Genomic DNA, 24,749 nt, shown 5'->3' with positions numbered 1-24,749 from the left:
AGGGTTCTCTGGGGCACGGGCAATCGCAGGCGCACGGGCGGTCGCTTTCACAAGGCGGCGGACGACCGGAGAGCGGGCCCCTCTCACGGAAACTTGAGGGTTAAAGTACGGGGGCGGCCCCCGCACAGCAACCGCTTCCACCCTTTCTCCACACGCCTCAGCGCTCGATGAGCACGTCCTTCGTCTCGCTCACCTGGTCGATGTCCGACACCCGGATCGTCGCCTTCATCTCCCAGGTGCCCGGGATGGGCAGGTCGAGGTCGTCGGAGGCCCAGTAGCCGCCGCGGTCGGTGACTTTGGCGTCGAGGGGGCCGATGTCCTGGCTGGGCAGCGTGAAGGACAGCCGCAGTTCGGGGATGGTGACGAAACCGCCGTCGGGGCCGTAGACCACGGCCTGCACCGAGTTGCCGCCGACCCGGCCCGGGTCGAGGGTGACCTGCACCTTGCCGCGCAGTCCGGGCTTGCCGAGGTCGAAGGGGATCGTCGTGACGGAGGCGACGGGCAGTCCGGCCGACTGCTGCGTGGTCGCCGCCTCGGCCGCCGCCCGGCCCGGCAGGGTGCCCGTCAGGATCGTCGTGAGCACGAGTACGACGACGGAGACGGCGACCTCCAGAAGCACCGACCGCCGCAGCGCACGGCTGTGGGCGGCCTCGGCGGGGGTCAGACGCCGACCGGCGGCAGGAGTGCCGGGTGGCTCGGCGGGCAGGGGCGCGCCCGTGGACTCGGAGGAGCCGCCCGCGTCCGCGAGGGAGGCGTCGCCGGCGTCCGCGCCGGAAGCGTTGCCCGGGTCCGCGCCGGAGGGGTCCGGGGAGGACTCCTTCTCGGCCGGTCGGCCGCCCACCCGCGCCGGCTCCAGCACCTTGGCTTCCTTCTCCGCGGCCGTGTCCACCGTCACCGTCTCCTTCGCCCTCTCCCTCGTCACGTTCCCCTGGCCGGTCACGGTGGCTCTCGACCACGCGCCCGCCGCCAGCAGCAGGGCCACCGCGGCCAGCTTCGCGAGCAGGATGCGTCCGTACGTCGTCCCGGTCAGCGCCGAGACCGAGCCGAGGCCGCGCCACGACTGGTAGACGCCGGTCACGACCAGGACGATCACCGCGACCCCGGCCAGCCGGGAGAAGCGGATGACCACACGCGAGGGCACGGACGCGCGGGGCAGCAGGGTGAGCAGGGCCACGAGGCCGCCCAGCCACACCGTCATCGCCAGCACGTGCAGCACCGAGGAGGTCATCGCCAGCGGCACCTGGATGCCGGCCGAGGCGTGTTCGGCGGCCGCCCAGGTCAGCGCGAGGCCCACCGCGAGGACCGCGCCCGCCGCCAGGGCCGCGCGGGACGGCTCCGGGCGCCTTCGCTGTCGTAGGAGAACGGCCGCCGCCGCGGCCACCAGCAGCAGGCGCGCCACCAGGGCCAGGCCCGGGCGGCCGTCCAGGGTGCGGGTCAGGCCGGAGGGGTCCAGGGCGTCGGCCGGGCCGGTGCCGGCCTCGTAGGGGGCGCGGAGGAAGAACAGGAACACCGTCGAGCCGGCCAGGGCCCAGCCCCCGATCAGCAGCGGCCTGCGCAGCGGGCGGGTGTCCGGCGGACGGCAGACCACGACGAAGGCCGCCGTGCCGACGAGGAGTGCCGCCGCGACGTACGCGAGGTAGCGGCCGATGTTGTAGAGCCCGTCGGTCGCCGGGTCCTCGGTGGCGTCGGACGGCAGCACCGCCATGGTCGGGGAGGCCTTGCCCACGGAGAAGGTGAAGGCGCCCGACACCGGGTGGCTGTCGGCCGACACCACCCGCCAGGCCACCGTGAAGGTGCCGGTGCCGAGCTTCTTCGGCACGGCGACCCGCACCGTGTCCGCACGGCCCTCCGCGTGCCCCGACTCGCCCAGCTTCACCCGCTGGTTGTCGGGGTCGAGGAGGCGGAAGGAGTCGTCGAGCAGGCCTACCGACTCGGTGAAGGTGAGGGTGATGCTTCGAGGGGAGGTCTTGACGACGCTTCCGTCGGCGGGATCGGTGGAGCGGAGGGCCGCGTGCGCCGAGGCCGGTCCGCCCCCGAGGAGGAGCAGGACCAGCACGGTGCCCAGCAGCACCAGCCCCTGAAGCCGCCTTCGCCCACTGCCGTGTCGTCCGCCATCGCGCCCTTCGCTCACGTCACCTGCTCCGTCTTGCCGAGACCCGAGAATCGTGTGCTCGCGGTTACGTACGCATGCACACGGCATCCGGTTCACCACGTCGGCCGCGCCGACACCCCGCCGTCCACCACCAGGTCGTGGCCGGTCACCCAGGACGCCAGCGGCGAGGCCAGGAACACACAGGCGTCGCCGACGTCCTCCGGTCGGCCCAGCCGGCCGACCGCGACCGCCTCCCGCCACCGCCGCACCCCCTCCGGCCACGCCTCGGCCAGCCCTTGACGATTGATCAGACCCGGCGAGACGGTGTTGACCCGGATGCCGTACGGCCCGTACTCCTGCGCGGCCGCACGGGCGTGCATCACGACCGCCGCCTTCGAGGCGGAGTAGTGGGCGTGGGCCGGTGCGGGCATCCGCGCCTCGACCGACGCGATGTGGGTGACGGTCCCGCCGCCCTGCCCCCGCATCACCTCCGCCGCCGCCTGCGTACAGGCGAACACGCTGGTCAGATTGGTGTCCACGACCGCCCGCCAGTCGTCCGCCGTCATCCCGGGCAGGTCCTGCACGGGCTGCACGCCCGCGTTGTTCACCAGCGCGTCCAGCCGTCCGCCGCCCCACTCGGCGGCCTCGGCGACCAGCCTGCGGCACTCGTCCTCGACGGTGAGATCGGCGCCCGGCAGGAGGACGGCCCGGTCGCCGATCTCCGCCGCGAGTGCCCCTGCCGCCGCCACCGCCGTACGGCAGTGCAGGGCCACCGCCGCACCCTCCTGCGCGAACCGCAGCGCGATGCCACGGCCGATCCCGCCGCCCGCACCCGTGATCAGGGCCACCTGGCCCGCCAGCAACGTCATGGACGGCACAGTCCCGCGATCTGTGCGGCCCGCTCCGGATAACGCGCCGTCAGCGCGTCCGCGTCCCCGTGTTCGTAATCCCCGTAGGTGAAGCCGGGGGCCATCGTGCAGCCGAAGAAGGTCCAGGCGCCCCGGGTCCGCGCGCCCATCCAGGTGTGCGCGGGGACCGTGAGCTGCGGTTGCTGCCCGCCGAGGACGTCCGGGCCGAGCACGGCCGTACGGGAGCTGCCGTCGGGGGCGAGGAGCAGCAGCTCCAGCGGGTCGCCGAGGTGGAAGTGCCAGATCTCGTCGGTGGGCAGGCGGTGCAGGGCGGAGTAGTCGTCGGCGGTGAGCAGGACGAGGATCGCGGTGCCGGCGGGGCGGCCGTCGGGTCCCTCGGCCCCCGCCCAGGTACGGCGGAACAGACCGCCCTCGCGGGGGATGGGCTCCAGCCCGTAGTGCGCGACGAGGTCTTCCGGAGTGAGCGGGGGTGTCATCCGGCGAAGGCTACGGGAGGACGGCCGGGGCGACGGGTGCGGGAGGACGGCCAGGAGACACGGCTGGAGGCGGGACGGCTACGGGAAGGCCGGGAAGGCCGCCTCGCGGCGCAGGAAGGCCAGTTGCGCCTTCTTCTCCGGCAGGTACACGTCCGGCAGGTCGATCTCCGGCAGCGTGACCAGGGGCCCGGCCTCGAAGCCCTGCCGCAGGAAGCGGGCGATCGCCTTCTCGTTGCGGACGTCCGGGTCCACCACGACCCGCCGCCGGTCCAGGCCGAGCAGCACGTACGAGGCGAAGGCCCGCATCAGCGCCGCCGACCAGCCCGGCCGGGCGCCCCGCGCCCCGGCGGCCGCGATGAGCACGTGCACGCCGATGTCTCCGGGTTCGACGTCGTAGCACTCGCTGACCCGGTCCTCGGCGGGCTCGTAGGTCTGCAGGAGCGCGACCGGGGCGCCGTCCAGCTCGACGAGGAAGGCGTGGTGGGTGTCGAGGGTGGCCATGTGGGTGTAGATCTCGGCGACCTGGTCCCGTGTCAGACCGTTCATGCCCCAGAACACGGCCCGTTCCTCTCGCACCCAGCCGTGGACGACGTCCGCGTCGCCCTCGGCGTCGAGGGGACGGATGCCGACGGTGCCGAAGCCGTCGGCGTGCTGTTCGTGGACGTACCGCTCAGACATCGCTCTCCTTCGTCAGCTGTGCCCAGTCGGTGCGGACAGGGGCCAGTTCGCCCTTGAGCCACAGGGGCAGCTGGTCGTGGTGGTGGGGGCTGTCGGGGTGGCCGGAGGCGCCGTGCGGGACGACCCACAGGCTGTTCTCGCGGCGGGCCAGGTCCCAGACGTAGCGGGCCGCCGGGCCGCGGGCGGCGAGGTCGGTCCAGCCGGGCACGGCCGTGGTGCACAGCACGCAGTCGTGGTCGCCCGAGAGGGCGGGGGCCTCGTACGAGGGGTCGGGCAGGGCCCGCCAAGGGGCGAGGCGGTGGGTGTCGCCCCAGCGGGCGGACGGCTGCCCGGCGATCTCCTCGACGGCCTCCCGGACCAGCGCCGCGCGGTCGATGCCGTACAGCTCCTCGGCGCGCAGGAGGTGTTCGAGGGCGAAGCCGACGCGCGGGAGGAGGGCCAGCCAGGGGAGGAGAACCTCGGGGTAGGCGGGCGGGGTGGTCAGGGCGGCGAAGGCCGGGTGGGCGGCGAGCCGGCGGACCAGGGCGCCGCGCAGTGCCGCGTACCGGGCGGCCTCCTCGCTGTCGGCGTCCATACGGCGGTTCCAGCGCAGGAGGCGGTGGCGGAGCGCGGCGGCCGGGGCGGTGAGGTCGTCGAGGGCCGCCAGGTGGTCGAGGAGCGGCGCGGCGGACGCGAGGTACGTGTCGGTGTGGATGGCCGGCATGTCGGACGCGGACCAGGTGTCCTTCCCGCCGAGCAGGGCGCGGATGCGGTCGGCGCGGTGCGGCGGGGCGAACTCGACGCCCAGCGGGGCGGCCGGGCCGCGCTGGTTGGCCATGACCGCGACACCGTCCGTGAGGCCGGCGCGGGGCATCTCGTGCCAGCCGGTCCACTCGTGGCCGGGCTCCCAGGCGGGCACCAGCCGAACACCGTTGGCCTCGGCCCGCACGGGCACTCGCCCCGCGACCCGGTGCAGCACACCGCCCTCGGTGTCGGCGGCCTGAACGACGTTGACCGGCTCGGCCCACACCTCGAGAGCAGCGTCCACATCGGCGACCCGGCGTGCCCGCAGCAGCGGGAGAAGCGCGCTGAAGCCCAGGTCTTCGGTGACGCGGGGTGGGTAGCGGAGAGCCAGGGCGAGGGGGATGGCGGGGGTTGCAGGGGTGGCAGGGGTGGCAGGGGACGTCGGGCTGACAGGGGGTGAGGGGACCACGGGGGGCTCGGGGACAGCGGGAGCTACGGGGACAGCAGGGGTGCCGGCGTCCTGGGGTCCCGCGGGGCGGTCACCGGCGCCCGGGTCGGTCCGCTCATCGGCCTCCGCCACCCCGCCGTCCAGCTCCTCCGGAACCACCCCGCCGTCCAGCCCCTCCGGGCCGCCCGCGATCACCGGGCCCCGGGTGGTCTCGATCACCTCGATCTCGACCGGGGTCTCCCCGGCCACCTCGACGGTCTCCGTGTGGCGGGTGGCGCGGCGCCAGACGCCGTCCGGGTCGAGGGCCTCGATGCCGGCGCCCGTGCGGCGCAGGCGTTCGCGGTAGAGGTCCTGGTAGTCGGCCATGGCGTTGGTGATGGCCCAGGCGGCCGTGCCGGTGTGGCCGAAGTGTGCGATGCCGGGGATGCCGGGCACGGCCAGCCCGACCACGTCGAACTCGTCGCAGGCGAGGCGGATCTGCTGGTAGACGCCGGGGTCCTCGATGAATCGGTGCGGATCGCCGGCGATGACCGCCTGTCCGGTGACGGTCCGGGCCCCGCTCACCAGCCAGCCGTTGCTTCCGGAGGTGCCGGGGCCGTCGGCGGCGAACAGGCCGACCGCTTCGGGACCCAGGTGCCGGACGGCCTCCTCGCGCCACAGCTTGGCGGGGAAACCGGCGAACAGGATGTGCACGGAGAGCCAGACGGCGAGCGGGGTCCAGGGCTCCCAGCGGCCGGGGGCGAGACCGACCCGGGTGAACTCGGGGGCCACGGCGGTCACCTGGAGCCCTTCGTTGACTCCGTCCACGTACGCCCGTACCCACTCGGCCGTCTCCGGGTCCTCCCGTTCCAGCCGGTCGAAGCAGCGGCGGGCGGTGTCGGCGAGGCGGACGCGGCGGGCGAAGACGTCCCAGGCCAGGGCCTGAGGGCCGAGGAACGACGCCGAGGTGCCCTGGGCGCGGTGCCGCTCGACCTCCAGCTGCCAGGCCCGGTCGCGGGCCGTGACCACGCCCTGTGCGCGGGCGAGTTCCCGCGCGTCGGCCGCGCGCAGATGCGGGACGCCCCACGCGTCTCTGTGGATCTCGGTCGTCACCCTGTGGCCCTTCTGTGGCACTCGTGAGCTTTAGGTTAGCCTTACCTAATCAATCGGTGCAGGAATCGTACGCGAGGGGTGAACAGGCCATGGCGCAGGGGCGGGGCTGGGAGGGCGCGGTCCTCAGACTGATGCGGGCGAAGGACTTCACGCTGACCGTGACCGGTGCCGAGGACGTCACCCCGCGCTTCCGCCGGCTGCGCCTCACCGACGGCGGGCTGCTCGCCGCGACCGGAGTCCACCCGACGATGTGGGTACGGCTGTGGTTCGACAACGCCGGCAAGCCGCACCAGCGGGCGTACACGCTGGTCGACCCCGATCCGGCCACCGGCACCTTCGCGCTGGAGTTCGCCCTGCACGAGGGAGCGGCGAGCGACTGGGCGCGGACGGCGAAGCCCGGCGACACCGTCGAGGCGACCGTCCAGGGCACCGGCTTCGAGCGGCCGTCCCCCGCCCCGTCCCACGTCCTCGCGATCGGCGACCCGGCCTCCCTGCCCGCGATCAACTCCCTGCTGGACTCCTTGCCCGGGGCTCCGGCGACCGTGTGGTTCGAGGGCGCGGCGGACGGACTGCCGTTCCGTACCGACCCGGCCCGGCACGAGGTACGGCACGCTCCGCGCGCGGAGCTGGTCGAGCGGGTGCGGGCCGAGCTGCCCGCCGTCCTGAGGGCCACCCCTGACCCGTACGTCTGGATCGCCTGCGACACCCGGACCACGCGCACCCTCGCCGCGTACGTCCGCAACGAGCTGGGCGTTCCCAAGAAGCGCACCCACGCGCTGGGGTACTGGCGCGCGAGCTGAGGGGCGACGCGGGATCATCGACGCATGGACGTCACCCTTCACCTCGCCCAGGACCCCGAGGCCGACGAGTTGCTCGGACGCTCTCCGCTGGCCGCGCTGACCGGCATGCTGCTGGACCAGCAGGTCCCGATGGAGTGGGCGTTCAAGGGCCCGCGCACGATCGCCGACCGCCTCGGCGCCGAGGATCTGGACGCGCACGAGATCGCCGCCCGGGACCCGGAGGCCTTCGCGGCGCTGCTCTCCGAGAAGCCGGCCGTGCACCGCTACCCGGGCTCCATGGCCAAGCGCATCCAGCAGCTGTGCCAGTACCTCGTCGAGCACTACGACGGTGACCCCGAGGCCCTCTGGAAGGACGCCGGCACCGGCAAGGAGCTGCTGAGGCGGCTGCAGGAGCTGCCCGGGTTCGGCAAGCAGAAGGCTCAGATCTTCCTGGCCCTGCTGGGCAAACAGCTCGGCGTGCGGCCGGAGGGCTGGCGGGAGGCGGCCGGGGCCTACGGCGAGCCGAAGTCCTTCCGGTCCGTCGCGGACATCACCGGCCCGGAGTCGCTGGCGAAGGTGCGGGCGCACAAGCAGGAGATGAAGGCGGCGGCGAAGGCGGCCAAGCAGTAGTTCATGTGGCCCGTCCCGGGTGGCGGGCCCGCGGGTGCCGGTTTGAGCTGGGACCATGACCGAGCCACCGACCGGTTCCCCCCGGGGCCCGGAGTACGACGACCGCAGGGTCCACGCCCACCACGTCCCGCAGCGCGCGCACGAACCCGAACCGCCGTTCGAAGGGCCCCTGCACGCCCTGTCCCGCGCCGCCTGGCAGGTCGTCCTGGTCACCGGGATCGCCTCCTCGGTCCTGGGCGTTCTGGTCCTGGTCTGGCCGGGCACCTCGCTGTTCGCGGCCGGCGTCCTCTTCGGCCTCTACCTGGTCATCAGCGGCGTCTTCCAGCTGGCCGCGGCCTTCGGCACCCACAAGGCGACCTCGCTGCGGGTGCTCGGCTTCGTCAGCGGCGCGCTGTCGCTGCTGCTGGGCCTGTTCTGCTTCCGCGGCCCGATGCAGTCGATCCTGCTGCTCGCCCTGTGGATCGGCATCGGCTGGCTGATCCGGGGCGTCACCCAGATCCTGGCCGCCGTCCACGACAGCACCGTGCCCGCCCGGGGCTGGCAGATCTTCCTCGGGATCGTCACCTTCGTCGCCGGGATCGTCCTGATCGACTCCCCCTTCGAGTCGGTCGCCGTGCTCACCCTGGTCGGCGGCATCTGGCTGGTGGCGGTCGGCGTGGTCGAGACCGTCACCGCGCTGCGCATCCGCGCCCGGGCCCGCGGGATTCCGCACACCGTGTGACGGAACCCTCCGCCGAACGGGCGTATCCGGCCCCCACCATGCTGAAACACGGGCGTGTCGCGGGGAGATGACCTCCCATGAGCACCGCACGCCGTCCCGCCCGCAGCCGCACCTTGCTGCGGGCGCTCGTGCTGCTGCTCGCCCTGCTGGTACCGGGCACCCCCGCCGAGGTCACCGCGGCGCCCGTCGCCGCCGGCGAGATCGTCGAGTTCGACACCCTCGACACGGCGCTCCGACCGGCCCCCTGCACCCCGCGCCCCGCCGCACCGCCACGCCCCGCGGCCCGCCCGGCGCCGGCGCCCGGCGAACCGGCGCAGTGGTCGCGGCCCGTGGCGCCCACACCTCCGTACGCCCTGCTCACCCTGCGCACCGTGGTCCTGCGCTGCTGACCGGCCCCCGCCTCAGGTCCGTCAGCACTTCGCAAGGAGCACAGCCATGCCCACCGACCCGTACGCGGTTCTGCGCGCCCTGCTGCGCGCGGAGGCCGCACGCACCGCACCGAAACCGCAGATGCCTCAGACGCCTCGGATGCCCCGGACGCCTCAGAGATCTCAGGTGACGCCACAGCAGCCGCAGCAGACCCCGGAGAAACGGGACCGCTGACCGCCGGCGGAGGCGGGGCCCGGTGGGTGACCACGGCCCCGCCTCCGCCAGGCCGTGTGCTCGAACACCGAATCTCCGTCCACAGCCTGTGCATACAGCTCGCGAGAACCCACCGACCCCTTTCGAGCGACTCGTCGACAAACCCACTCGCTCCCGTTTTGCCCTGTTCATCACGGCTTTTCCGGCCTCGCACTCCGCCACCATGGCTGCGCCCGGAAGGTGTGGGCCGGTAGGCTTTCCGTGTGATCTTCAAGCGCATCGGAAACGGCCGGCCGTACCCCGACCACGGCCGGGAAAGCACCCGGCAGTGGGCGGACGTCGCGCCGCGCCCGGTCCGCCTCGATCAGCTGGTGACCACCAAGCAGCAGCTCGACCTGGAAACCCTGCTCGCGGAGGACTCGACCTTCTACGGCGACCTCTTCGCGCACGTCGTGAAGTGGCAGGGCGACCTCTACCTGGAGGACGGGCTGCACCGCGCGGTGCGGGCGGCGCTCCAGCAGCGCCAGGTGCTGCACGCACGCGTGCTCGAGCTGGACTGACGCGCCCCCGCCGACGGCGGGGTTGGCCCTTTCGGGTTGTTTCTCGTCCCCCGAGCGATGTCGGATGATCGTTTATTAGTCACGACCGCCCGGGCGCACTACGCTGCGCCCATGAGCATGCTGACTCCCCCCGGCATGGGCGGCAAATACCGGATCACGGGAGACAAGTACCCCCGCATGCGCCCCCATCGGCGACGCGGCAGGCTGGTCGTCGTGGTCGTCGCCTGCGGCGCCGTGCTGGGCGTGGCGGGCTGGGGCACCCTGCAGCTCATCGACGTCTTCACCGGGGGCGGAGGGACGGCCTCCGCGGCCGGCTCCAAGGCGCCCTGCACGGTGAAGTCGGCCAAGGCGAGCCCCTCGGCCTCCGCCTCCCCGGCCGCGCTGCCGAAGCCCGCGCAGATCACCGTGAACGTCCTCAACGCCACCACCCGCAGCGGCCTCGCCAAGACCACCGCGGACCAGCTGAAGAAGCGCGGCTTCAAGATCGGCGAGGTGGGCAACGCGCCCAAGGAGTACGACAAGAAGGTCGACGGCATCGCGGTACTGCTCGGCCCCGCCTCCTCCTTGAACACCTCGCTGCCGGTCCTCGCCACCCAGCTCACCGGCGCCGAGCGGCGCACCGACGCGGCCCGCAAGGGCACCGAGGTCGACCTCGTCATCGGCACCGGCTTCAAGGCGCTCAGCAGCGAGGCGGACGCGGCCAAGGCCCTGACGGCCCTGACCGCGCCGAAGCCGACGGCCACCACGAAGAAGGGCTGCTGAGCCCCCGTAAGGACTACTCCGCGGCGTGACCCGGCAGGGGATTACTCCGCGGCGCCGTACAGCCGGTCGCCCGCGTCGCCCAGGCCCGGCACGATGTAGCCGTGCTCGTTGAGGTGGTCGTCGACGGCCGCCGTCACCACCGTCACCGGCGTGCCCGCGAGTTCGCGCTCCATGATCTCCACGCCCTCGGGGGCGGCCAGCAGCACCACCGCGGTCACGTCGTCGGCGCCGCGCCTGATCAGCTCGCGGATCGCCGCGACCAGCGTGCCGCCCGTGGCCAGCATCGGGTCCAGGACGTACACCTGACGGCCGGAGAGGTCCTCCGGCATACGCGTGGCGTACGTGGACGCCTCCAGCGTCTTCTCGTTGCGGATCATGCCCAGGAAGCCCACCTCGGCGGTCGGCAGCAGCCGGACCATGCCGTCGAGCATGCCGAGGCCGGCGCGCAGGATCGGCACGACCAGCGGGCGCGGGTGGGAGAGCTTCACACCGGTGGTCCCGGCGACCGGCGTGGTGATGTCCACCTGCTCGGTGCGCACGTCACGGGTGGCCTCGTAGGCGAGCAGGGTGACCAGTTCGTCGGCCAGACGGCGGAAGGTCGCGGAGTCCGTGCGCTGGTCGCGGAGCGTGGTGAGCTTGTGTGCGACCAGGGGGTGGTCGACGACGTGGAGACGCATGTCCACAACAGTAACCGGGCCCCACCCACCCGGCGCCCCGCCCTCGGTGGGCCTCTGCCCGGGGCGCGGCGGTCCGCGGGTCTCTGGGCCGTTCGTTGGCATCAAACCGCCCGGCAGAGGGAAAGTGGTGGAGACGGACCTGGGTGGTGAGCCTATGCCTGACCTGCCGGAGCGCGACGCGCCGCAGACGGACGCGCCACGGGAGACCCAAACAGAGCGCCGTCGGCGCCGCGACCGCTTCCTGCGCGAGCTGGCCGAGGCACGCGAACTGCGCGACCGGGTCCAGCCCCGCCGCGCCAAGTCCGCCCGCCTGCGCCGCGCCATGCGCATGCGCACATTCCGGTGGTAGGCGAACGGTCCGCCAGTGACACCACGGCACTGGGCGTGTCTTTGGGGTCGGCCCGACTCGCAGCGGCGGCGCCGGACCGACGTCGGTGAGACCCCGCGGCCCCGGGCCGATCCCAAAGACACGCCCAAGGGGACTTTCGGGGAAGATCGCCACCGTTGCGGGTGGCGGTGCGGGGTGGGCGTGCGTGGGAGCACGGGAAAGCCGCGTACGATCCGCAGTGGCCGCAACGAGTGTGCTGGTGAGTTGCGTGCGGACGTGTTCGCGGACGTGCGATCAAAACCACCGGACACAGGGAGCCGAAGACGTCCCCTGAACGCCTTGTTTCTGCCACGATTCCGAGTGGGTGGGGCTCGGAGCACAGCTCTCTCCGCCCGTAACCTCCGCCGGGGGGACCCCCAACCGGCACGCCTAAGACCAGTGGGAGAGTCACGGTGTACTTCGCCGCACTGCTCGCGCGCACCGAAGACGGGTGGGAAGCGAGCGACACAGAGCTCGACGATGTGGAAACCCTGTCGGATCTGGCCGACCTGGCCCGGGAAGCCTCTCCCGACGAGGACACGGTGCTCGTGCTCATCGAGCAGGAGGACTCGTGGTTCGGTGTCGTCCGCATCGATGGTGAGGAAGACCCTCGTATCTACGTCTCCGACGCCGCTGCCGCCGCCCGCAGTTCCTACGGCGAGCTCCTGCTCACCGACGAACTGCTCGGAAGGGAGCCGGGTGACGACGACCCGGACCTGGACGCCCTCGACCTCGACGGCACCGAGGACGGTGAGGACGATGACGACGACGAGGCCGACGGCGCCGCCGGTTCCGCCGAGGCTGTGCCGCACGGCCCGGTCGGTGACCCCGGGATCCTCGACGACCTCGGCGTCAGCGAGAAGGAGCTGAAGTCGCTGTCCGAGGACGCGCTCACCGAGATCGCCGACGCCCTGGGCGCCTCGGAGGTCCTGGAGACCGTCCGCTGACCGCAGCACAGGTGCCGTCGGACCCCGTCCGCGATCCGTGGCGGGCCGCGATGCGGCTCGCCCTGGACGAGGCGCGGCTGGCCGTCCGAGGCGGGGACGTCCCGGTCGGCGCCGTCGTGCTGGCTCCGGACGGCACGACGGTCCTCGCGGCCGGCCACAACGAACGCGAGGCAGGCGGCGATCCGACGGCCCACGCGGAGGTGCTCGCCATCCGGCGGGCGGCCGCGAAGCTCGGGGAGTGGCGGCTGACCGGCTGCACGCTCGTCGTCACGCTCGAGCCCTGCACGATGTGCGCGGGCGCGATCGTCCAGTCACGGCTGGACCGGGTCGTCTACGGCGCCCGCGACGACAAGGCGGGCGCGGCCGGCTCCCTCTGGGACGTCGTCCGCGACCGGCGCCTCAACCACCGGCCCGAGGTCGTCGAGGGCGTCCTCGCCGACGACTGCGCCGGGCTCCTCACGGAGTTCTTCCGCCCCCGCTGACGACCTCCCCGAATACCGATTTCAAACCACGCCCCCGGGTGCTGTAAGGTCTCCCTCGGTAGCGTGTCCGAGCGGCCGAAGGAGCTCGCCTCGAAAGCGAGTGTGGCGCAAGTCACCGAGGGTTCAAATCCCTCCGCTACCGCGCTTGAGCGAAGGGCTCGGTCTTCTCGATCGGGCCCTTCGTCGTGTTCGGTATCGGCTTCCTGCCCAGGTACGCCCAGGCGACGGCGGCGAGGACCGAGCCGTTGAGCAGGATGAGCAGCCACAGCAGCTTCGGCACGAACCGGACGCGGTCGGCGGGCGTGCGGATGCATTCGATCAGGGCGAACAGCCATATGGCGACCGCCAGGACCATCAGAGCGGCGACCGGCAGATCCATCATTCCCAGCATTCGTCTTCCCCCTTGCCTCGGGCCCGGCCTCGGACCGGCGTTCACCCCCTCATCGGACGAGGCCCCCCGATCGGTTCACTCGGGGGCGATCGGATTTCCCGGACGCGCCGCAGCCCCGTAAAAGCGGTACGTAAATCACACTTACGGTTACACTCGCCGCCGACAACAGGGCCCTAGCGGCACCGACAGGGGAGGCCAGGTGGCGGTGAACGCCAAGAAGATCGCCGTCTACGTACTCGTGGTCTTCGCGCTCTATGTGATCATCACGGACCCTTCCAAGGCCGCGGACTACGTCCAGATAGGCTTCGAGGGCATATCGGACGCCGCCAAGTCCATCGGCGACTTCTTCACCTGGCTCGCCAACGGGGCCCAGTAGCGACTGGCCCCGTAGCGACGGGCCCAGTCGTACGCATCGGAGTGCCCATGATCCGCCACCTGGTCCTGTTCAAGCTGAACGAGGGCGTCGAGCGCGACGACCCCCGGGTCGTGAAGGGCGAGGCGGCCTTCCGGGCGCTCGGTGACCAGATCGAGGAGCTGGCCTTCTGGGAGCTGGGCTGGAACATCAGCGAGCGGCCCATCGCCTACGACTTCGCGATCAACTCGGCGGTCGAGGACGCGGACGCCCTGAAGCGGTACCTGGAGCACCCCGCGCACCAGGCCGGCGTCGCACTGTGGCGGGAGTTCGCCACCTGGATCGTCGCCGACTACGCGTTCTAGTCCGCACCGCCGTCGGACGTCGGAGCCCTCCGCCGGAACGGCGGGGGGCTTTCATGCTCCTTATGCCCCAACTTCTCCCCCAACACGGTGTTATGGGGTGCTTGCACACAGTGCACATGTCTTGTGATGCTATGACCGCTTTTGATGGATGAGTGGACCGATGTTGGTGACCTGACGAAGAGGTGGCGTTGACGGTGTCGGCCAGTACTGCGCCGCCTCAGGAAGAGGCACCCGCCCCGAGCCCCGAGCGGCGCCGCGGCGCCGACACCCGGGCGCTCACCCAGGTGCTCTTCGCCGAGCTGAAGGAGCTGCAGCCGGGCACCCCGGAGCACAACCGGGTACGCGGGGCGCTGATCGAGGCCAACCTCCCGCTCGTGCGCTACGCGGCCGCCCGCTTCCGCTCCCGCAACGAGCCGATGGAGGACGTCGTCCAGGTCGGCACCATCGGACTGATCAACGCCATCGACCGCTTCGACCCGGACCGCGGGGTGCAGTTCCCGACCTTCGCGATGCCCACGGTCGTCGGCGAGATCAAGCGCTACTTCCGGGACAACGTCCGCACGGTCCACGTACCGCGCCGGCTGCACGAGCTGTGGGTGCAGGTCAACAGCGCCACCGAGGACCTGACGACCTCCTTCGGCCGCACCCCCACCACCGCCGAGATCGCCGAGCGGCTGCGCATCGGCGAGGACGAGGTCCTGTCCTGCATCGAGGCGGGACGGTCGTACCACGCGACCTCCCTGGAGGCCGCCCAGGAGGGCGACGGCCTGCCGGGCCTGCTGGACCGCCTGGGCTACGAGGACCCGGCCCTGGACGGCGTCGAACACCGCGACCTGGTCCGCCACCTCCTGGTCCAACTCCCCGAACGCGAACAGAGAATCCTTCTCCTGCGCTACTACAGCAATCTCACGCAGTCCCAGATCAGCGCCGAACTCGGCGTCTCCCAGATGCACGTTTCCCGGCTACTCGCGCGTAGCTTCCAGCGGCTCCGTTCCGCGAACCGGATCGAGGCATAGCGGCGGGGAGCACAAAGCCGTGCGGAGCGAAGGACCGCGGGAGCACAGCCGTATGCACGGGCGCACTCGCCCGGCGCACGCATAGGGCGCACGGCTCTGGTTACGTAATCCGATAGGGGATCGCAAGCAGGAGCGAGAAGTCACCGGTCCGAGCGAATCGCTCACCAGGGCACTTCCCGACATATCTGCGCTGAAAAAGCGTCACACCCCCTCTTTCCAGGGCCGATTCGTTACAGAGATGTCGACATGTCACTACAGCGTGTTGCCGACATGTGACATTCTGCGGGAAGCGCGTTTGCCGGGGCTTCGGCGCCGGTATTCAGGTGAAGGCTGACGTTCTCCTCGACGGGGAGCGTCCGCCGCGACCGTCCCGCGACCCAAAGGGGGTGGCATGTCCGCAGAACAGGGCAGCTCGAAGGTGCTCACGCTCACGAAGAGCGACGCCGAGCCCGTCGTGCCCGTCGAGCCCGATGTGCTCGACGACGTCACGGCACTCGAGGCCGCTCCGGCCCCGGCCCTCCCGTCCTCCGGTGCCATCGACACCCGCACCTTGTCCCGCTCCCTGTTCCTGCGACTGGCCGCACTCGACGAGAACAGCCCGGAGCGGGTCTACGTCCGGGACACCCTCATCGAGCTCAACCTCCCTCTCGTGCGCTACGCGGCGGCCCGCTTCCGCTCGCGCAACGAGCCGATGGAGGACATCGTCCAGGTCGGCACGATCGGCCTGATCAAGGCGATCGACCGCTTCGACTGCGAACGGGGCGTGGAGTTCCCGACCTTCGCGATGCCGACGGTCGTGGGTGAGATCAAGCGCTTCTTCCGCGACACCTCGTGGTCCGTACGCGTCCCGCGCCGGCTCCAGGAGCTGCGGCTGGCCCTCACCAAGGCCAGCGACGAGCTCTCCCAGAAGCTGGACCGGTCGCCGACGGTCGCCGAACTGGCCGCGGTCCTCGGCGTGTCCGAGGAGGACGTGGTCGACGGCCTGGCGGTCGGCAACGCCTACACGGCCTCGTCCCTGGACTCTCCCGCCCCGGAGGACGACGGCGGCGAGGGCTCCCTGGCCGACCGCCTCGGCTACGAGGACACGGCCCTGGAGGGCGTGGAGTACCGGGAGTCGCTGAAGCCCCTGCTCGCGAAGCTGCCGCCGCGCGAGCGCCGCATCATCATGCTGCGCTTCTTCGCCAACATGACCCAGTCCCAGATCGGCGAGGAGGTGGGCATCTCCCAGATGCACGTCTCCCGCCTGCTGACCCGGACCCTCGCCCAGCTGCGGGAGGGTCTGATCTCGGACTGACCACCGACGCCATGAGGCTTTCTTCCTGACGCTCCGTCAGCCACACTGGCGCGATGCGCGCGATACGGGAAGGGACTGAACGGTCGCCCGGCCGTCGGCGCGCCCTGTGGGGCGTGTCGGCGGCCGCCGTCGTGGTGGCGGGAGCGGCGGGGCTGCTCGGGGCGTGCGGAGGCGGGTCGCACGGCGGCGACTATGTCGCGGTCGGCGCCGCGGGTGAGGGCTCGCCGGGGGCGGGCCCGACAGGAGGCGTGCGGCTGGTGCCGCTGGACGGCCCGACCGGGGTGGACTCCCCCGGGGGCGGCGGTACTCCTGCGGGCAGATCCGAGAACGAGGAGGGTGCGGCGGCATCCAAGCCGCCGGCGGACGCGCCGGCGGGGGCCAGGCCGGACGCACCAGGGGGGTCCACCCCCACGCCGCCACGGGCCTCCGGGGGATCGACACCCGCGCCTGAGCCTTCTGCCTCTCCCCCGTCCCCCGCTCCCCCGTCCCCGGCCGTCCTGACCGCGGGCGAACCCGTCCGGGTGCCCACGGACCGGCGCTGGTGCGAGAAGGTGACGCTCGCCTTCCGCAACTCCGGCGGCGCACCGGTGCGTTCGGGCACGGTCACGTTCGGGACGCACGTCATCGACACCCTCGGCATCGACTGGGCGACGCTCGAATCGACCGAGCCGCTGCCCGCGCCGATCGCCCCCGGCGTCCGCGAGGAGAAGACCTGGACGGTCTGCGTCGACTCCTGGCGCGTCCCGCTGGGCATGCGGGTCGAGACGCGGGACGTGTCCGTCCGGTGGGAGTGAGCGGTTACTTCAGCGCCAGCCAGGCGACCGCCGCCACGATCGCCACGGCGGCGACGATGCCGATGATGAGACCGATTCGGGGGCCGGCCGGCGCGGGCGCCTGACGGGAGGCGGCCTGGGGGGCGCCCTCGTCGACGAACGCGCGGAACATCTGGGTGCTGCCGGCGGGGTCGTAGTTGCCCTGCGGGCCCTGGGTGTTAGCCATGGGCCGAGACACTAGCGAAAACGGGGGCGGCGGCCCAAGTGGGGGTCCTGTAAGGCGCCCGCGCCGGGTCACTGTCAGCGGCCTGCCCCATCAGGGGTCTCACCTGGACGTTTACTCCTGCAATACTTGCCTTTGCCAACTTTTTGCGGGTTTCACCCCGGTCTTTATTTGCCTGCAGCAACCAACTGGTTCTATGGTTGCCCTAAGCAACAAAGCAGGAAGGAGGGGTGATGGCCGCGCAGACGCAGTACGAGGAACTGGCGCGTCAGCTCAGCGCCCTGGGAGCCGTGAAGCGGGACCTCGGGCGGATCCTCCCGTTCGACTGCTCCGCCGGCTCGGCCGCTGTCCTCGCGCTCCTCGGCCGTCACGGAGACATGCGCATGAGCAACCTCTCCGAGCTGCTCGCCGTCGACATGTCGGTGACCAGCCGGCACGCCGCGCACCTGGCCGAGCGCGGCTGGATCGAACGCTCCCCCGACCCGGCGGACAAGCGCTCCCGCATCCTGCGCCTCACCCCCGAGGGCAGCGCGGTGCTCGGAGAACTCTCCCGGCGCAGCGCCGCCCTGCTGGCGGAGCGCCTGAGCGACTGGACCGACGACGAGGTGGGTGAGCTCATCCGGCTGATGAGCCGGCTGCGTGCCGACTTCGGCGACTGCCGGGCCACTCCGCACCGGCGGCCTCCACCACCTCACCTGCCTCACCAGACCACCCGTACACCCGCATAAGAGAAGGAAGTCCATGGCAACGACCACACCAGCCGGTGTGCGGGCCCACGCGAAGCACGGCGGAGGGTCCGCCGACGCCGCTCCCATGACCCATCGGCAGATCATGGAGGCGCTCTCCGGGCTGCTGCTCGGCATGTTCGTGGCGATCCTGTCGTCCACGATCGTCTCGAACGCCCTCCCGGAGATCATCGGCGACCTCGGGGGCGGCCAGTCCGCCTACACCTGGGTCGTGACCGCCACCCTGCTGGCGATGACGGCGACCACGCCCCTGTGGGGCAAGCTCGCCGACCTCTACAACAAGAAGGCGCTCGTCCAGATAGCGCTGGTCATCTATGTGCTGGGCTCGGCGGCGGCCGGCCTCTCGCAGAACCCCGGCATGCTGATCGCCTGCCGTGTCGTCCAGGGCGTCGGCGTCGGCGGTCTGTCCGCCCTCGCCCAGATCGTCATGGCCGCGATGATCTCGCCGAGGGAGCGCGGCCGCTACTCCGGCTACCTCGGCGCGACCTTCGCCGTCGCGACCGTCGGCGGTCCGCTGCTCGGCGGTGTCATCACCGACACCTCCTGGCTGGGCTGGCGCTGGTGCTTCTACGTCGGTGTGCCCTTCGCCGTCATCGCGCTGATCGTGCTGCAGAAGACCCTGCACCTGCCGGTCGTGAAGCGGGACGTGAAGGTCGACTGGGCCGGCGCGTTCTTCATCTCGGCCGCGGTCTCCCTGCTGCTGGTCTGGGTCACCTTCGCCGGTGACAAGTACGACTGGCTGTCCTGGCAGACGTACACGATGGTCGCGGGTTCGATCGCCCTCGGGCTGGTCTTCGTGCTCGTCGAGTCGAAGGCGACCGAGCCGATCATCCCGCTGCGGCTGTTCCGCAACCGCACCATCACCCTGTCGTCGATCGCCTCCATGTTCGTCGGTGTGGCGATGTTCTCCGGGACCGTGTTCTTCGCGCAGTACTTCCAGCTGGCCCGGGACAAGTCGCCGACGATGTCCGGCGTCATGACCATCCCGATGATCGGCGGGCTGTTCGTCTCCTCCACCGTCTCCGGGCAGTTCATCACCCGTACCGGAAAGTGGAAGGCCTGGCTGGTCAGCGGCGGTGTGCTCATCACGGCGGGTCTCGGGCTGCTGGGCACCGTCCGCTACGACACGGAGTACTGGAAGACCGCGGTCTTCATGGCCCTGCTGGGCCTCGGCGTCGGCATGATGATGCAGAACCTGGTGCTGTCCACGCAGAACCAGGTCGACCCCCAGGACCTCGGCTCGGCCAGCTCCACCGTCACCTTCTTCCGCTCCCTCGGCGGTGCGATGGGCGTCTCGGCGCTGGGCGCCGTCATGGCCAACCGCATCACGGACTACGCCCAGGACGGCATCGCCGGCCTCGGCCCGAAGTACGCCGCGCTGGCGTCCGGTTCCAGCTCCTCCAGCGAGATCCCGGACATGGACAAGCTGCCCGCGCCACTGCGCACGGTCATGGAGAGCGCGTACGGCCACGGCATCGCGGACGTCTTCCTGATCGCGTCCGGCCTGGCCCTGCTCGCCTTCCTGATCACGCTGTTCATCAAGGAGGTCCCGCTGCGGACCAAGGGCGCGCTGGCACAGGCGGCGGACGCGGAGCCGACCCCGGCCCAGGCGGAGGCCCCGGCCGCGGCCCCCGTCGAGGAGAAGGTCCCCAGCTGGGCGGTCACCGCCGCCACCGAGGCCGGCCCCGAGGGCACCCGGCGGCTCTCCGCCGTCGCCACCGTCGAAGCCCCCCAGGCGTCCTCGGGCGGCGTCCCGGTGCACGGCTTCGTCCGCGGCACGGAGAGCACGCCCGTCCCGCAGGCCGCCGTGACCCTGATCTCCCTGTCCGGACGGCAGCTGGGCCGGTCGGTCGCACAGGCCGACGGTGCCTACGCGCTGGACGCGCCCGGGACGGGGTCGTACGTCCTGATCGCCTCCGCGGACGGGTTCCAGCCGCAGGCGTCCACGATCGTCGTGAACGGCGAGCCGCTCGCGTACGACATCCTGCTCAGCGGGACCAGTGGGCTCAGCGGGTTCGTGCGGGCCGCCGAGTCGGGTGAGGGCGTCAAGGACGCGATGGTCGTCGTCACCGATGTGCGGGGCGATCTGCTGGCCACCGGGACCACCGGTGAGCAGGGCGAGTTCGGCTTCGCCGAGCTGGTCCCGGGCGCGGTGACGGTCGCGGTGAACGCCGCCGGGTTCCGGCCGCGGGCGCTGCCCGTGGAGATCGGCGGGACGGGCGTCACCCGGGTGGAGGTCGTGCTCGACGCGGGCGCGCAGCTGCGGGGTGTCGTACGGGCGCCGCACGGCCCGCTGGCCGACGCGCGGGTGACGCTCGTGGACGCGGCCGGGAACGTCGTCGGCACGGCGACGACCGGCACGGACGGTGCCTACGCCTTCGCGGACCTCGACGGCGGCGAGTACACGGTCATCGCGACCGGCTACCCGCCGGTGGCCACCGCGCTGACGGTCGCCGGGGCCGGCGTCGAGGGCCACGACATCGAGCTCGCCCACCCCGGCGAGTAGTCACTGCAAGGCTCCGGCCCGGTGCGGGGGTTCGTCCCGTGCCGGGCCGGTACCGGTCGAGGAGTTGGACGAGATGGGACTGACCGCCAGGATCCGTACGCGGGACGGATGGGCCGTGTCGCACGCGGTGGTCACGGTGACCGACATGACGGGCACGCAGGTGCTGCGGGCGGAGGCGGACGACGAGGGTGTCGTACGGGACGCGACGGGGCTCGCGCCCGGGCCGTACACCGTCATCGTGACGGCCGTCGGGTACGCGCCCACCGCGTCCACCGCGATCGTGACGGCGAGCGGGCGCACGGACGTCGGCACGGTGACGCTGGCCCGTCAGGGCGGCGGGACCGAATTGCCGCCGCCGGGTCCGTGGACGGTCGACCCGGCGCACTCCACCGTCGGCGCGGTCGCCCAGCACCTGGGCATCTCCAGTGTGCGCGGCCGGTTCACCGACTTCTCGGCGGCGGTCGAGATCGCCCCGGACGACGTCACCAAGTCGCGGGTGGAGGCGGTGATCCGGGCCGCCTCCATCGACACCGGCAACGGCATGCGCGACACGCATCTGCGCTCGGCGGACTTCCTGGACGTGGAGACGTATCCGGAGATCACCTACCGCTCGACCGGCCTGACGGTGGCAGGCCCGGACCGCTGGACGGTCCACGGCGACCTCACCATGCGCGGCGTCGTACGGCCCGTCGACCTGGATCTCGCCTACCTCGGCACCGGAGCCGACCCCTGGGGCGGCACCCGGGCCGCCTTCCGGGCGACGACGGGACTCCACCGCGAGGACTTCGCCATGAACTACAACCAGGTCGTCCAGGCGGGCATCGCCGCCATCGGTACGACACTGAGGGTGGAGCTGGAGGTCCAGGCGGTGCAGGGCGAGTCCCTCCCGCCGGCATAGGCACAACGGGATCAGGCAGGGCCGGCTCCCTGCTCCTAGGGCGTGGGGGGGGTGGGGGGGGGGGGGGGCGGGGGGGGGCGGGGGGGGGGGGGGGGGGGCGGCCCCCGCCCCCCGGGGGGGGGGGGGGGGGGGGGCCCCCCCCCCCCCCCCCCCGACCGTGCCCCCCCGGGTTGGGGGCGGGGGCGCCCCCCGCCCCGTGGGGGGTGTGTTTAACCCCCGGCGGCCGGGGCGGGGCCTGGCAGGCGGGACTTTCACCACACGCCCTAGGCTGACGTCATGGCACCGAACATCGCGACCAACACCGACGTCTCGCTCGACGAGTTGCTGGACTTCGTACGCCCCCGTCACCGCGCGATCCTGCTGACCCGGCGGACCGACGGCAGCCCCCAGGCGTCGCCGCTGACCTGCGGGGTCGACGACTCGGGCCGGATCGTCGTCTCCACCTACCCCGAGCGCGCCAAGACGCGCAACGCCAAGCGGGACGAACGGGTCAGCGTCCTGGTCCTGAGCGACGACTGGAACGGACCCTGGGTCCAGATCGACGGCACGGCCGAGGTCATCGACGCACCCGACTCCGTCGAGCCGCTGGTGGAGTACTACCGCAACATCGCCGGCGAGCACCCCGACTGGGACGAATACCGGGCGGCCATGCTCAAGCAGGGCAAGTCGATCATCCGCGTCACACCCGAACGCTGGGGCCCGGTGGCCACCGGCGGCTTCCCGGCTCGCCTGGTCTCCAGCGAAGGCTAGTGCTGTGACCGCGGATCGTGCCGGACAGGTCCTGACCCCGTCCTAACCCCGTTCCACCATCGCCTCGATGCCCGCGATCAGCAGGTCCAGGGCGAAGGCGAAGTCGCGGTTCATCATCTCCGCGACCGTGTCGCCGCCGCGAGCCGCCATCAGACTCTTGGACTGCTCGATGAGCTCCGCGGTCTGCGGGGCCTCCGCGACCGCGCTCATGGCGTCACGGAAGTACTCGTCCGGGGTCAGCCCCGTGTCCGCGACCCGGCTGAAGAAGTGGCCCTCGATGGTGCCGTAGCCGTACACGAACTGCAACACGGCCGAGATCGCGCCGGTGATGCCGTGCGCAGGCAGGCCGGTGCGCAGGACGACCTGCTGGACCGTGCGGGCGAAGCGCAGGGAGTGGGGGCCGATATTGAGGTAACGGCCGGCGAGCGGCGAGATCCAGGGGTGCCGTACCAGCAGCGTGCGGTACACCGTGGCCAGTGCGCGCAGCTGTTCCCGCCAGTCGGCGCCCTCGGCCGCCGGATCGGGCAGCTCCAGCCCGCCGTAGACCGCGTCGAGGGCGAGTTCGAGCAGCTCGTCCTTGGTGTCGACGTACCAGTACACGGACATCGCGGTCACATTGAGCTCGGCCGCCAGCCGCCGCATGGAGAACTTGTCCAGCCCCTCCGCGTCGAGCAGCCGCACGGTGACCGCGATGATGCGGTCGCGGTCGAGCCCGGAGGGCTGGCCTCCGCCGCGACCGCGCCGGCGTGCCTTGCCCTCCAGCCACACACTGCTGTGTGCGGCGTCCTTGGCATTCTCGGCCACGGCAAGGCACCTCCCTGAGTCTCCGGCAACCAGGACCGTCCGGCCCGATCATGCCGCAGACGCGGGGTGCGGCACTCCCAGCCGCGCAGCCGGGTCCTGGGACCGATGCTAGGGCGTCCTTCGAGAGTCCCGTCCGGCCCGAGGGGCGCGTGGCTGTGTCGAGGTGCGGCTCCGCCGCGAGTGCGACCAGCCACATCGGGCCTGCACACGCGCACCCACAGGCGCCCCTTCTCCTCAGGCGACCGAGACCCGCTCCGCCCGCCGCAGCAGCCCCGCCGCCACCATGCCCCCGCCCAGCACAGCCACGGCCCCCACCAGCTGCCCCGCTCCGAGCCCCGCCGACAACGACTTGCCCGAGGCGACGGAACTGCTGAGCACCGCCCCCAGCACGGCAACGCCCAGCCCGTTCCCGAACTCCGCCAGGGTCCCGTTGATCCCCGCGCCGACCCCCGCCTTCGCCGGCGGTATCGAACTCATGATCGCGTGCGCCATCGCCGGATTGGCGACCGCGCAGCCCACGCCGATGAGCACCAGCCCGACCGCGGTCCCGGCGTACGCGTCCCCGGTCATCGCGATCGACACCAGGCCGCCCGCCATCAGCACCATGCTCGCCAGGACCGCCACCGGCGCCCCCAGCCTCGCCGTCAGCCGGGCGGCCACCCCGGTGAAGTTGAGCAGGACGACGGTCAGCGCGAGCGGCGCGGTTCGCAGGCCCGCCTCCAGGGGGCCGTATCCGAGGACGAACTGGAGGTTCTGGGTGAGCAGGAAGAGGGCGCCGCCCATGCCGAAGGTGATCAGGACCGCCCCGCCGACCGCGCCCATGAACCGGTAGTCGCGGAAGAAGCCCAGGTCGAGCATGGGGTACGGGATCCTCGTCTCCCAGTAGGCGAACAGGGTGAGAACGACGGCCGCGACGACCGCGCTCACCAGCACCCGCGCCGACGTCCAGCCGTGCGTCGGGCCGGAGATGATCGCGAAGACCAGCGAGGCCATGCCGATGGTGGACAGGAGCGCGCCGAGCAGGTCGGGGCGGTCGCCCTGTGGGTTCTTGGACTCGGGGACCAGGGCGATCACGGCCACCAGGCCCAGCGCCGCCACCGGCAGGTTGATCAGGAAGACGGCGCCCCACCAGAAGTGATTGAGCATGAAACCGCCGATCAGCGGGCCGGTGGCGAAGCCGAGCGCGCTCACCGCGGCCCAGATGCCGATCGCCTTCGGCTGATCCTCGGCCGTGAAGATCTGCATCACCACGGCGAGGGTGGTGGTGAGCAGCAGCGCGCCGCCCACGCCCATGCCCGCACGTGCCGCGATCAGCTGCGTGGGGGTGGAGGCGAGCCCGGCCACCACCGAGCCGATGCCGAACAGGGCGAGTCCGGTGGCCAGCAGTTTCTTGCGGCCGTAGCGGTCGGCGGCGCTGCCCGCGGTGAGCAGCAGCCCGGACTGGACGAGCGAGTACGCGTTGATCATCCACTGGATGTCGGAGGTCTTGGCCCCCAGCTCACGGGTGAGGGAGGGGATCGCGACGTTCAGGATCGTGTTGTCGAGCAGCACGGTGAGCTGCGCCAGGCAGATCACACCGAGGATCAGCCAGCGTTGGCCATGGCCCTGGGGGGACGGGGGCGTCTTCATGCTGTACACCGTAGAAGGTGTCCCGTACGGCGTACAACGGAGTTGTACGCCGGCACGGGGAAGGGCGGTGGCATCAAGCCACCGCCCTTCCTCTCACCTGCGCGGTGCCGGTGTCGG

The 24,749-nt window shown here is 71.9% G+C and carries 28 protein-coding genes and 1 tRNA gene; 19 read left to right on the top strand and 10 right to left on the bottom strand.

The genetic code is table 11. From position 1 onward, the window contains the following. Positions 1–157: 157 nt before the first annotated feature. From ACIBVL_RS13895 to ACIBVL_RS13875, 5 genes are all read right to left on the bottom strand, one after another. On the bottom strand, positions 158–2,071 hold the full coding sequence (locus ACIBVL_RS13895; RefSeq protein ID WP_399097247.1) for a copper resistance CopC/CopD family protein: 1,914 nt from the start codon (positions 2,069–2,071) through the stop codon (positions 158–160). A gap of 134 nt (positions 2,072–2,205) precedes the next feature. Beyond that, positions 2,206–2,961, bottom strand: a complete 756-nt coding sequence (locus ACIBVL_RS13890) for an SDR family NAD(P)-dependent oxidoreductase (protein WP_399096949.1) — start codon at positions 2,959–2,961, stop codon at positions 2,206–2,208. Beyond that, complete coding sequence (locus tag ACIBVL_RS13885; protein WP_399096946.1) at positions 2,958–3,437, bottom strand: cupin domain-containing protein; 480 nt, start codon at positions 3,435–3,437, stop codon at positions 2,958–2,960. The genes ACIBVL_RS13890 and ACIBVL_RS13885 overlap by 4 nt, the downstream gene beginning before the upstream one ends. Before the next feature lie 78 nt (positions 3,438–3,515). Then, positions 3,516–4,115 (bottom strand): GNAT family N-acetyltransferase, encoded by a 600-nt coding sequence (locus tag ACIBVL_RS13880; protein ID WP_399096943.1) that lies wholly within the window; start codon positions 4,113–4,115, stop codon positions 3,516–3,518. Then, positions 4,108–6,378, bottom strand: coding sequence for a penicillin acylase family protein (locus tag ACIBVL_RS13875; RefSeq protein WP_399096940.1), 2,271 nt, complete (start codon positions 6,376–6,378; stop codon positions 4,108–4,110). The genes ACIBVL_RS13880 and ACIBVL_RS13875 overlap by 8 nt, the downstream gene beginning before the upstream one ends. Positions 6,379–6,467: 89 nt before the next feature. Here ACIBVL_RS13875 and ACIBVL_RS13870 point away from each other — a divergent pair, with 89 nt between their 5' ends. From ACIBVL_RS13870 to ACIBVL_RS13845, 6 genes are all read left to right on the top strand, one after another. Further along, positions 6,468–7,178: a siderophore-interacting protein gene (locus ACIBVL_RS13870; RefSeq protein ID WP_399096937.1), complete on the top strand. Its 711-nt coding sequence runs from the start codon at positions 6,468–6,470 to the stop codon at positions 7,176–7,178. Positions 7,179–7,202: 24 nt separating this feature from the next. Beyond that, positions 7,203–7,787, top strand: a complete 585-nt coding sequence (locus tag ACIBVL_RS13865) for an HhH-GPD-type base excision DNA repair protein (RefSeq protein WP_399096934.1) — start codon at positions 7,203–7,205, stop codon at positions 7,785–7,787. Positions 7,788–7,842: 55 nt separating this feature from the next. Next, positions 7,843–8,508 (top strand): HdeD family acid-resistance protein, encoded by a 666-nt coding sequence (locus ACIBVL_RS13860; RefSeq protein WP_399096931.1) that lies wholly within the window; start codon positions 7,843–7,845, stop codon positions 8,506–8,508. Between the two features lie 77 nt (positions 8,509–8,585). After that, positions 8,586–8,897 carry a hypothetical protein gene (locus tag ACIBVL_RS13855; RefSeq protein ID WP_399096928.1) on the top strand — a complete coding sequence of 104 codons (312 nt, stop codon included), beginning with the start codon at positions 8,586–8,588 and terminating at the stop codon, positions 8,895–8,897. Positions 8,898–9,353: 456 nt separating this feature from the next. Continuing rightward, positions 9,354–9,650 carry a type II toxin-antitoxin system VapB family antitoxin gene (locus tag ACIBVL_RS13850; RefSeq protein ID WP_004943146.1) on the top strand — a complete coding sequence of 99 codons (297 nt, stop codon included), beginning with the start codon at positions 9,354–9,356 and terminating at the stop codon, positions 9,648–9,650. Between the two features lie 135 nt (positions 9,651–9,785). Further along, positions 9,786–10,412 carry a LytR C-terminal domain-containing protein gene (locus ACIBVL_RS13845; protein ID WP_399097244.1) on the top strand — a complete coding sequence of 209 codons (627 nt, stop codon included), beginning with the start codon at positions 9,786–9,788 and terminating at the stop codon, positions 10,410–10,412. A gap of 41 nt (positions 10,413–10,453) precedes the next feature. Here ACIBVL_RS13845 and upp read toward each other — a convergent pair whose 3' ends face one another. After that, complete coding sequence (gene upp, locus ACIBVL_RS13840) at positions 10,454–11,089, bottom strand: uracil phosphoribosyltransferase (protein ID WP_399096925.1); 636 nt, start codon at positions 11,087–11,089, stop codon at positions 10,454–10,456. A gap of 154 nt (positions 11,090–11,243) precedes the next feature. On the opposite strand from upp, the gene ACIBVL_RS13835 reads away from it, so the two are divergent. The 4 genes from ACIBVL_RS13835 to ACIBVL_RS13820 all read left to right on the top strand — a co-directional run bounded on the left by ACIBVL_RS13835 (position 11,244) and on the right by ACIBVL_RS13820 (position 13,027). Next, positions 11,244–11,438 carry a hypothetical protein gene (locus tag ACIBVL_RS13835; protein ID WP_399096922.1) on the top strand — a complete coding sequence of 65 codons (195 nt, stop codon included), beginning with the start codon at positions 11,244–11,246 and terminating at the stop codon, positions 11,436–11,438. Positions 11,439–11,869: 431 nt separating this feature from the next. Continuing rightward, the gene (locus tag ACIBVL_RS13830; RefSeq protein WP_399096920.1) at positions 11,870–12,403 is read left to right on the top strand and encodes a hypothetical protein; all 534 of its coding nucleotides are present in this window, start codon (positions 11,870–11,872) and stop codon (positions 12,401–12,403) included. A gap of 50 nt (positions 12,404–12,453) precedes the next feature. After that, entirely contained in the window at positions 12,454–12,885 is a 432-nt protein-coding gene (tadA, locus tag ACIBVL_RS13825) for a tRNA adenosine(34) deaminase TadA (protein WP_399097241.1), read from the top strand. A gap of 57 nt (positions 12,886–12,942) precedes the next feature. Continuing rightward, a tRNA-Ser gene (locus tag ACIBVL_RS13820) sits at positions 12,943–13,027 on the top strand. On the opposite strand, the gene ACIBVL_RS13815 is transcribed toward ACIBVL_RS13820, so the two are convergent. Continuing rightward, positions 13,022–13,276 carry a hypothetical protein gene (locus ACIBVL_RS13815; protein ID WP_399096917.1) on the bottom strand — a complete coding sequence of 85 codons (255 nt, stop codon included), beginning with the start codon at positions 13,274–13,276 and terminating at the stop codon, positions 13,022–13,024. The two genes, ACIBVL_RS13820 and ACIBVL_RS13815, sit on opposite strands and share 6 nt — an antisense overlap. Before the next feature lie 199 nt (positions 13,277–13,475). On the opposite strand from ACIBVL_RS13815, the gene ACIBVL_RS13810 reads away from it, so the two are divergent. The 5 genes from ACIBVL_RS13810 to ACIBVL_RS13790 all read left to right on the top strand — a co-directional run bounded on the left by ACIBVL_RS13810 (position 13,476) and on the right by ACIBVL_RS13790 (position 17,097). Beyond that, entirely contained in the window at positions 13,476–13,652 is a 177-nt protein-coding gene (locus tag ACIBVL_RS13810; RefSeq protein ID WP_399096914.1) for a hypothetical protein, read from the top strand. 47 nt (positions 13,653–13,699) lie between these two features. Then, positions 13,700–13,993: a Dabb family protein gene (locus tag ACIBVL_RS13805; RefSeq protein WP_399096911.1), complete on the top strand. Its 294-nt coding sequence runs from the start codon at positions 13,700–13,702 to the stop codon at positions 13,991–13,993. A 182-nt stretch (positions 13,994–14,175) separates the two neighbouring features. Beyond that, positions 14,176–15,009, top strand: coding sequence for an RNA polymerase sigma factor SigF (locus tag ACIBVL_RS13800; protein WP_399096908.1), 834 nt, complete (start codon positions 14,176–14,178; stop codon positions 15,007–15,009). Positions 15,010–15,400: 391 nt separating this feature from the next. Then, a complete protein-coding gene (locus ACIBVL_RS13795) occupies positions 15,401–16,303 on the top strand; it encodes an RNA polymerase sigma factor SigF (RefSeq protein ID WP_399096905.1) in 903 nt (300 codons plus the stop codon). A gap of 53 nt (positions 16,304–16,356) precedes the next feature. Continuing rightward, positions 16,357–17,097, top strand: coding sequence for a hypothetical protein (locus ACIBVL_RS13790; protein WP_399096902.1), 741 nt, complete (start codon positions 16,357–16,359; stop codon positions 17,095–17,097). Positions 17,098–17,101: 4 nt separating this feature from the next. Here ACIBVL_RS13790 and ACIBVL_RS13785 read toward each other — a convergent pair whose 3' ends face one another. Continuing rightward, positions 17,102–17,302, bottom strand: coding sequence for a hypothetical protein (locus tag ACIBVL_RS13785; RefSeq protein WP_399096899.1), 201 nt, complete (start codon positions 17,300–17,302; stop codon positions 17,102–17,104). 230 nt (positions 17,303–17,532) lie between these two features. Between ACIBVL_RS13785 and ACIBVL_RS13780 the strand changes: the two genes are divergently transcribed. The 4 genes from ACIBVL_RS13780 (at position 17,533) to ACIBVL_RS13765 (ending at position 22,199) form a co-directional block, all read left to right on the top strand. Further along, complete coding sequence (locus tag ACIBVL_RS13780; RefSeq protein ID WP_399096896.1) at positions 17,533–18,027, top strand: MarR family winged helix-turn-helix transcriptional regulator; 495 nt, start codon at positions 17,533–17,535, stop codon at positions 18,025–18,027. Positions 18,028–18,040: 13 nt separating this feature from the next. Next, a complete protein-coding gene (locus ACIBVL_RS13775) occupies positions 18,041–20,551 on the top strand; it encodes an MFS transporter (protein ID WP_399096893.1) in 2,511 nt (836 codons plus the stop codon). Between the two features lie 73 nt (positions 20,552–20,624). Next, positions 20,625–21,449 carry a YceI family protein gene (locus ACIBVL_RS13770; RefSeq protein WP_399096890.1) on the top strand — a complete coding sequence of 275 codons (825 nt, stop codon included), beginning with the start codon at positions 20,625–20,627 and terminating at the stop codon, positions 21,447–21,449. Positions 21,450–21,725: 276 nt separating this feature from the next. Beyond that, positions 21,726–22,199, top strand: a complete 474-nt coding sequence (locus ACIBVL_RS13765; protein ID WP_399096887.1) for a PPOX class F420-dependent oxidoreductase — start codon at positions 21,726–21,728, stop codon at positions 22,197–22,199. A gap of 42 nt (positions 22,200–22,241) precedes the next feature. Here ACIBVL_RS13765 and ACIBVL_RS13760 read toward each other — a convergent pair whose 3' ends face one another. Together ACIBVL_RS13760 and ACIBVL_RS13755 are read right to left on the bottom strand one after the other, a co-directional pair. Next, complete coding sequence (locus ACIBVL_RS13760; RefSeq protein WP_399096884.1) at positions 22,242–23,003, bottom strand: TetR/AcrR family transcriptional regulator; 762 nt, start codon at positions 23,001–23,003, stop codon at positions 22,242–22,244. A 234-nt stretch (positions 23,004–23,237) separates the two neighbouring features. Continuing rightward, entirely contained in the window at positions 23,238–24,632 is a 1,395-nt protein-coding gene (locus ACIBVL_RS13755; protein WP_399096881.1) for an MFS transporter, read from the bottom strand. Positions 24,633–24,749: the final 117 nt, after the last annotated feature.

This window comes from Streptomyces sp. NPDC049687, from assembly GCF_044465285.1.
Taxonomy (GTDB): Bacteria; Actinomycetota; Actinomycetes; order Streptomycetales; family Streptomycetaceae; genus Streptomyces.
Note: the sequence above shows the minus strand (reverse complement) of the source record. Positions and strands in the feature narration are given on the sequence as shown.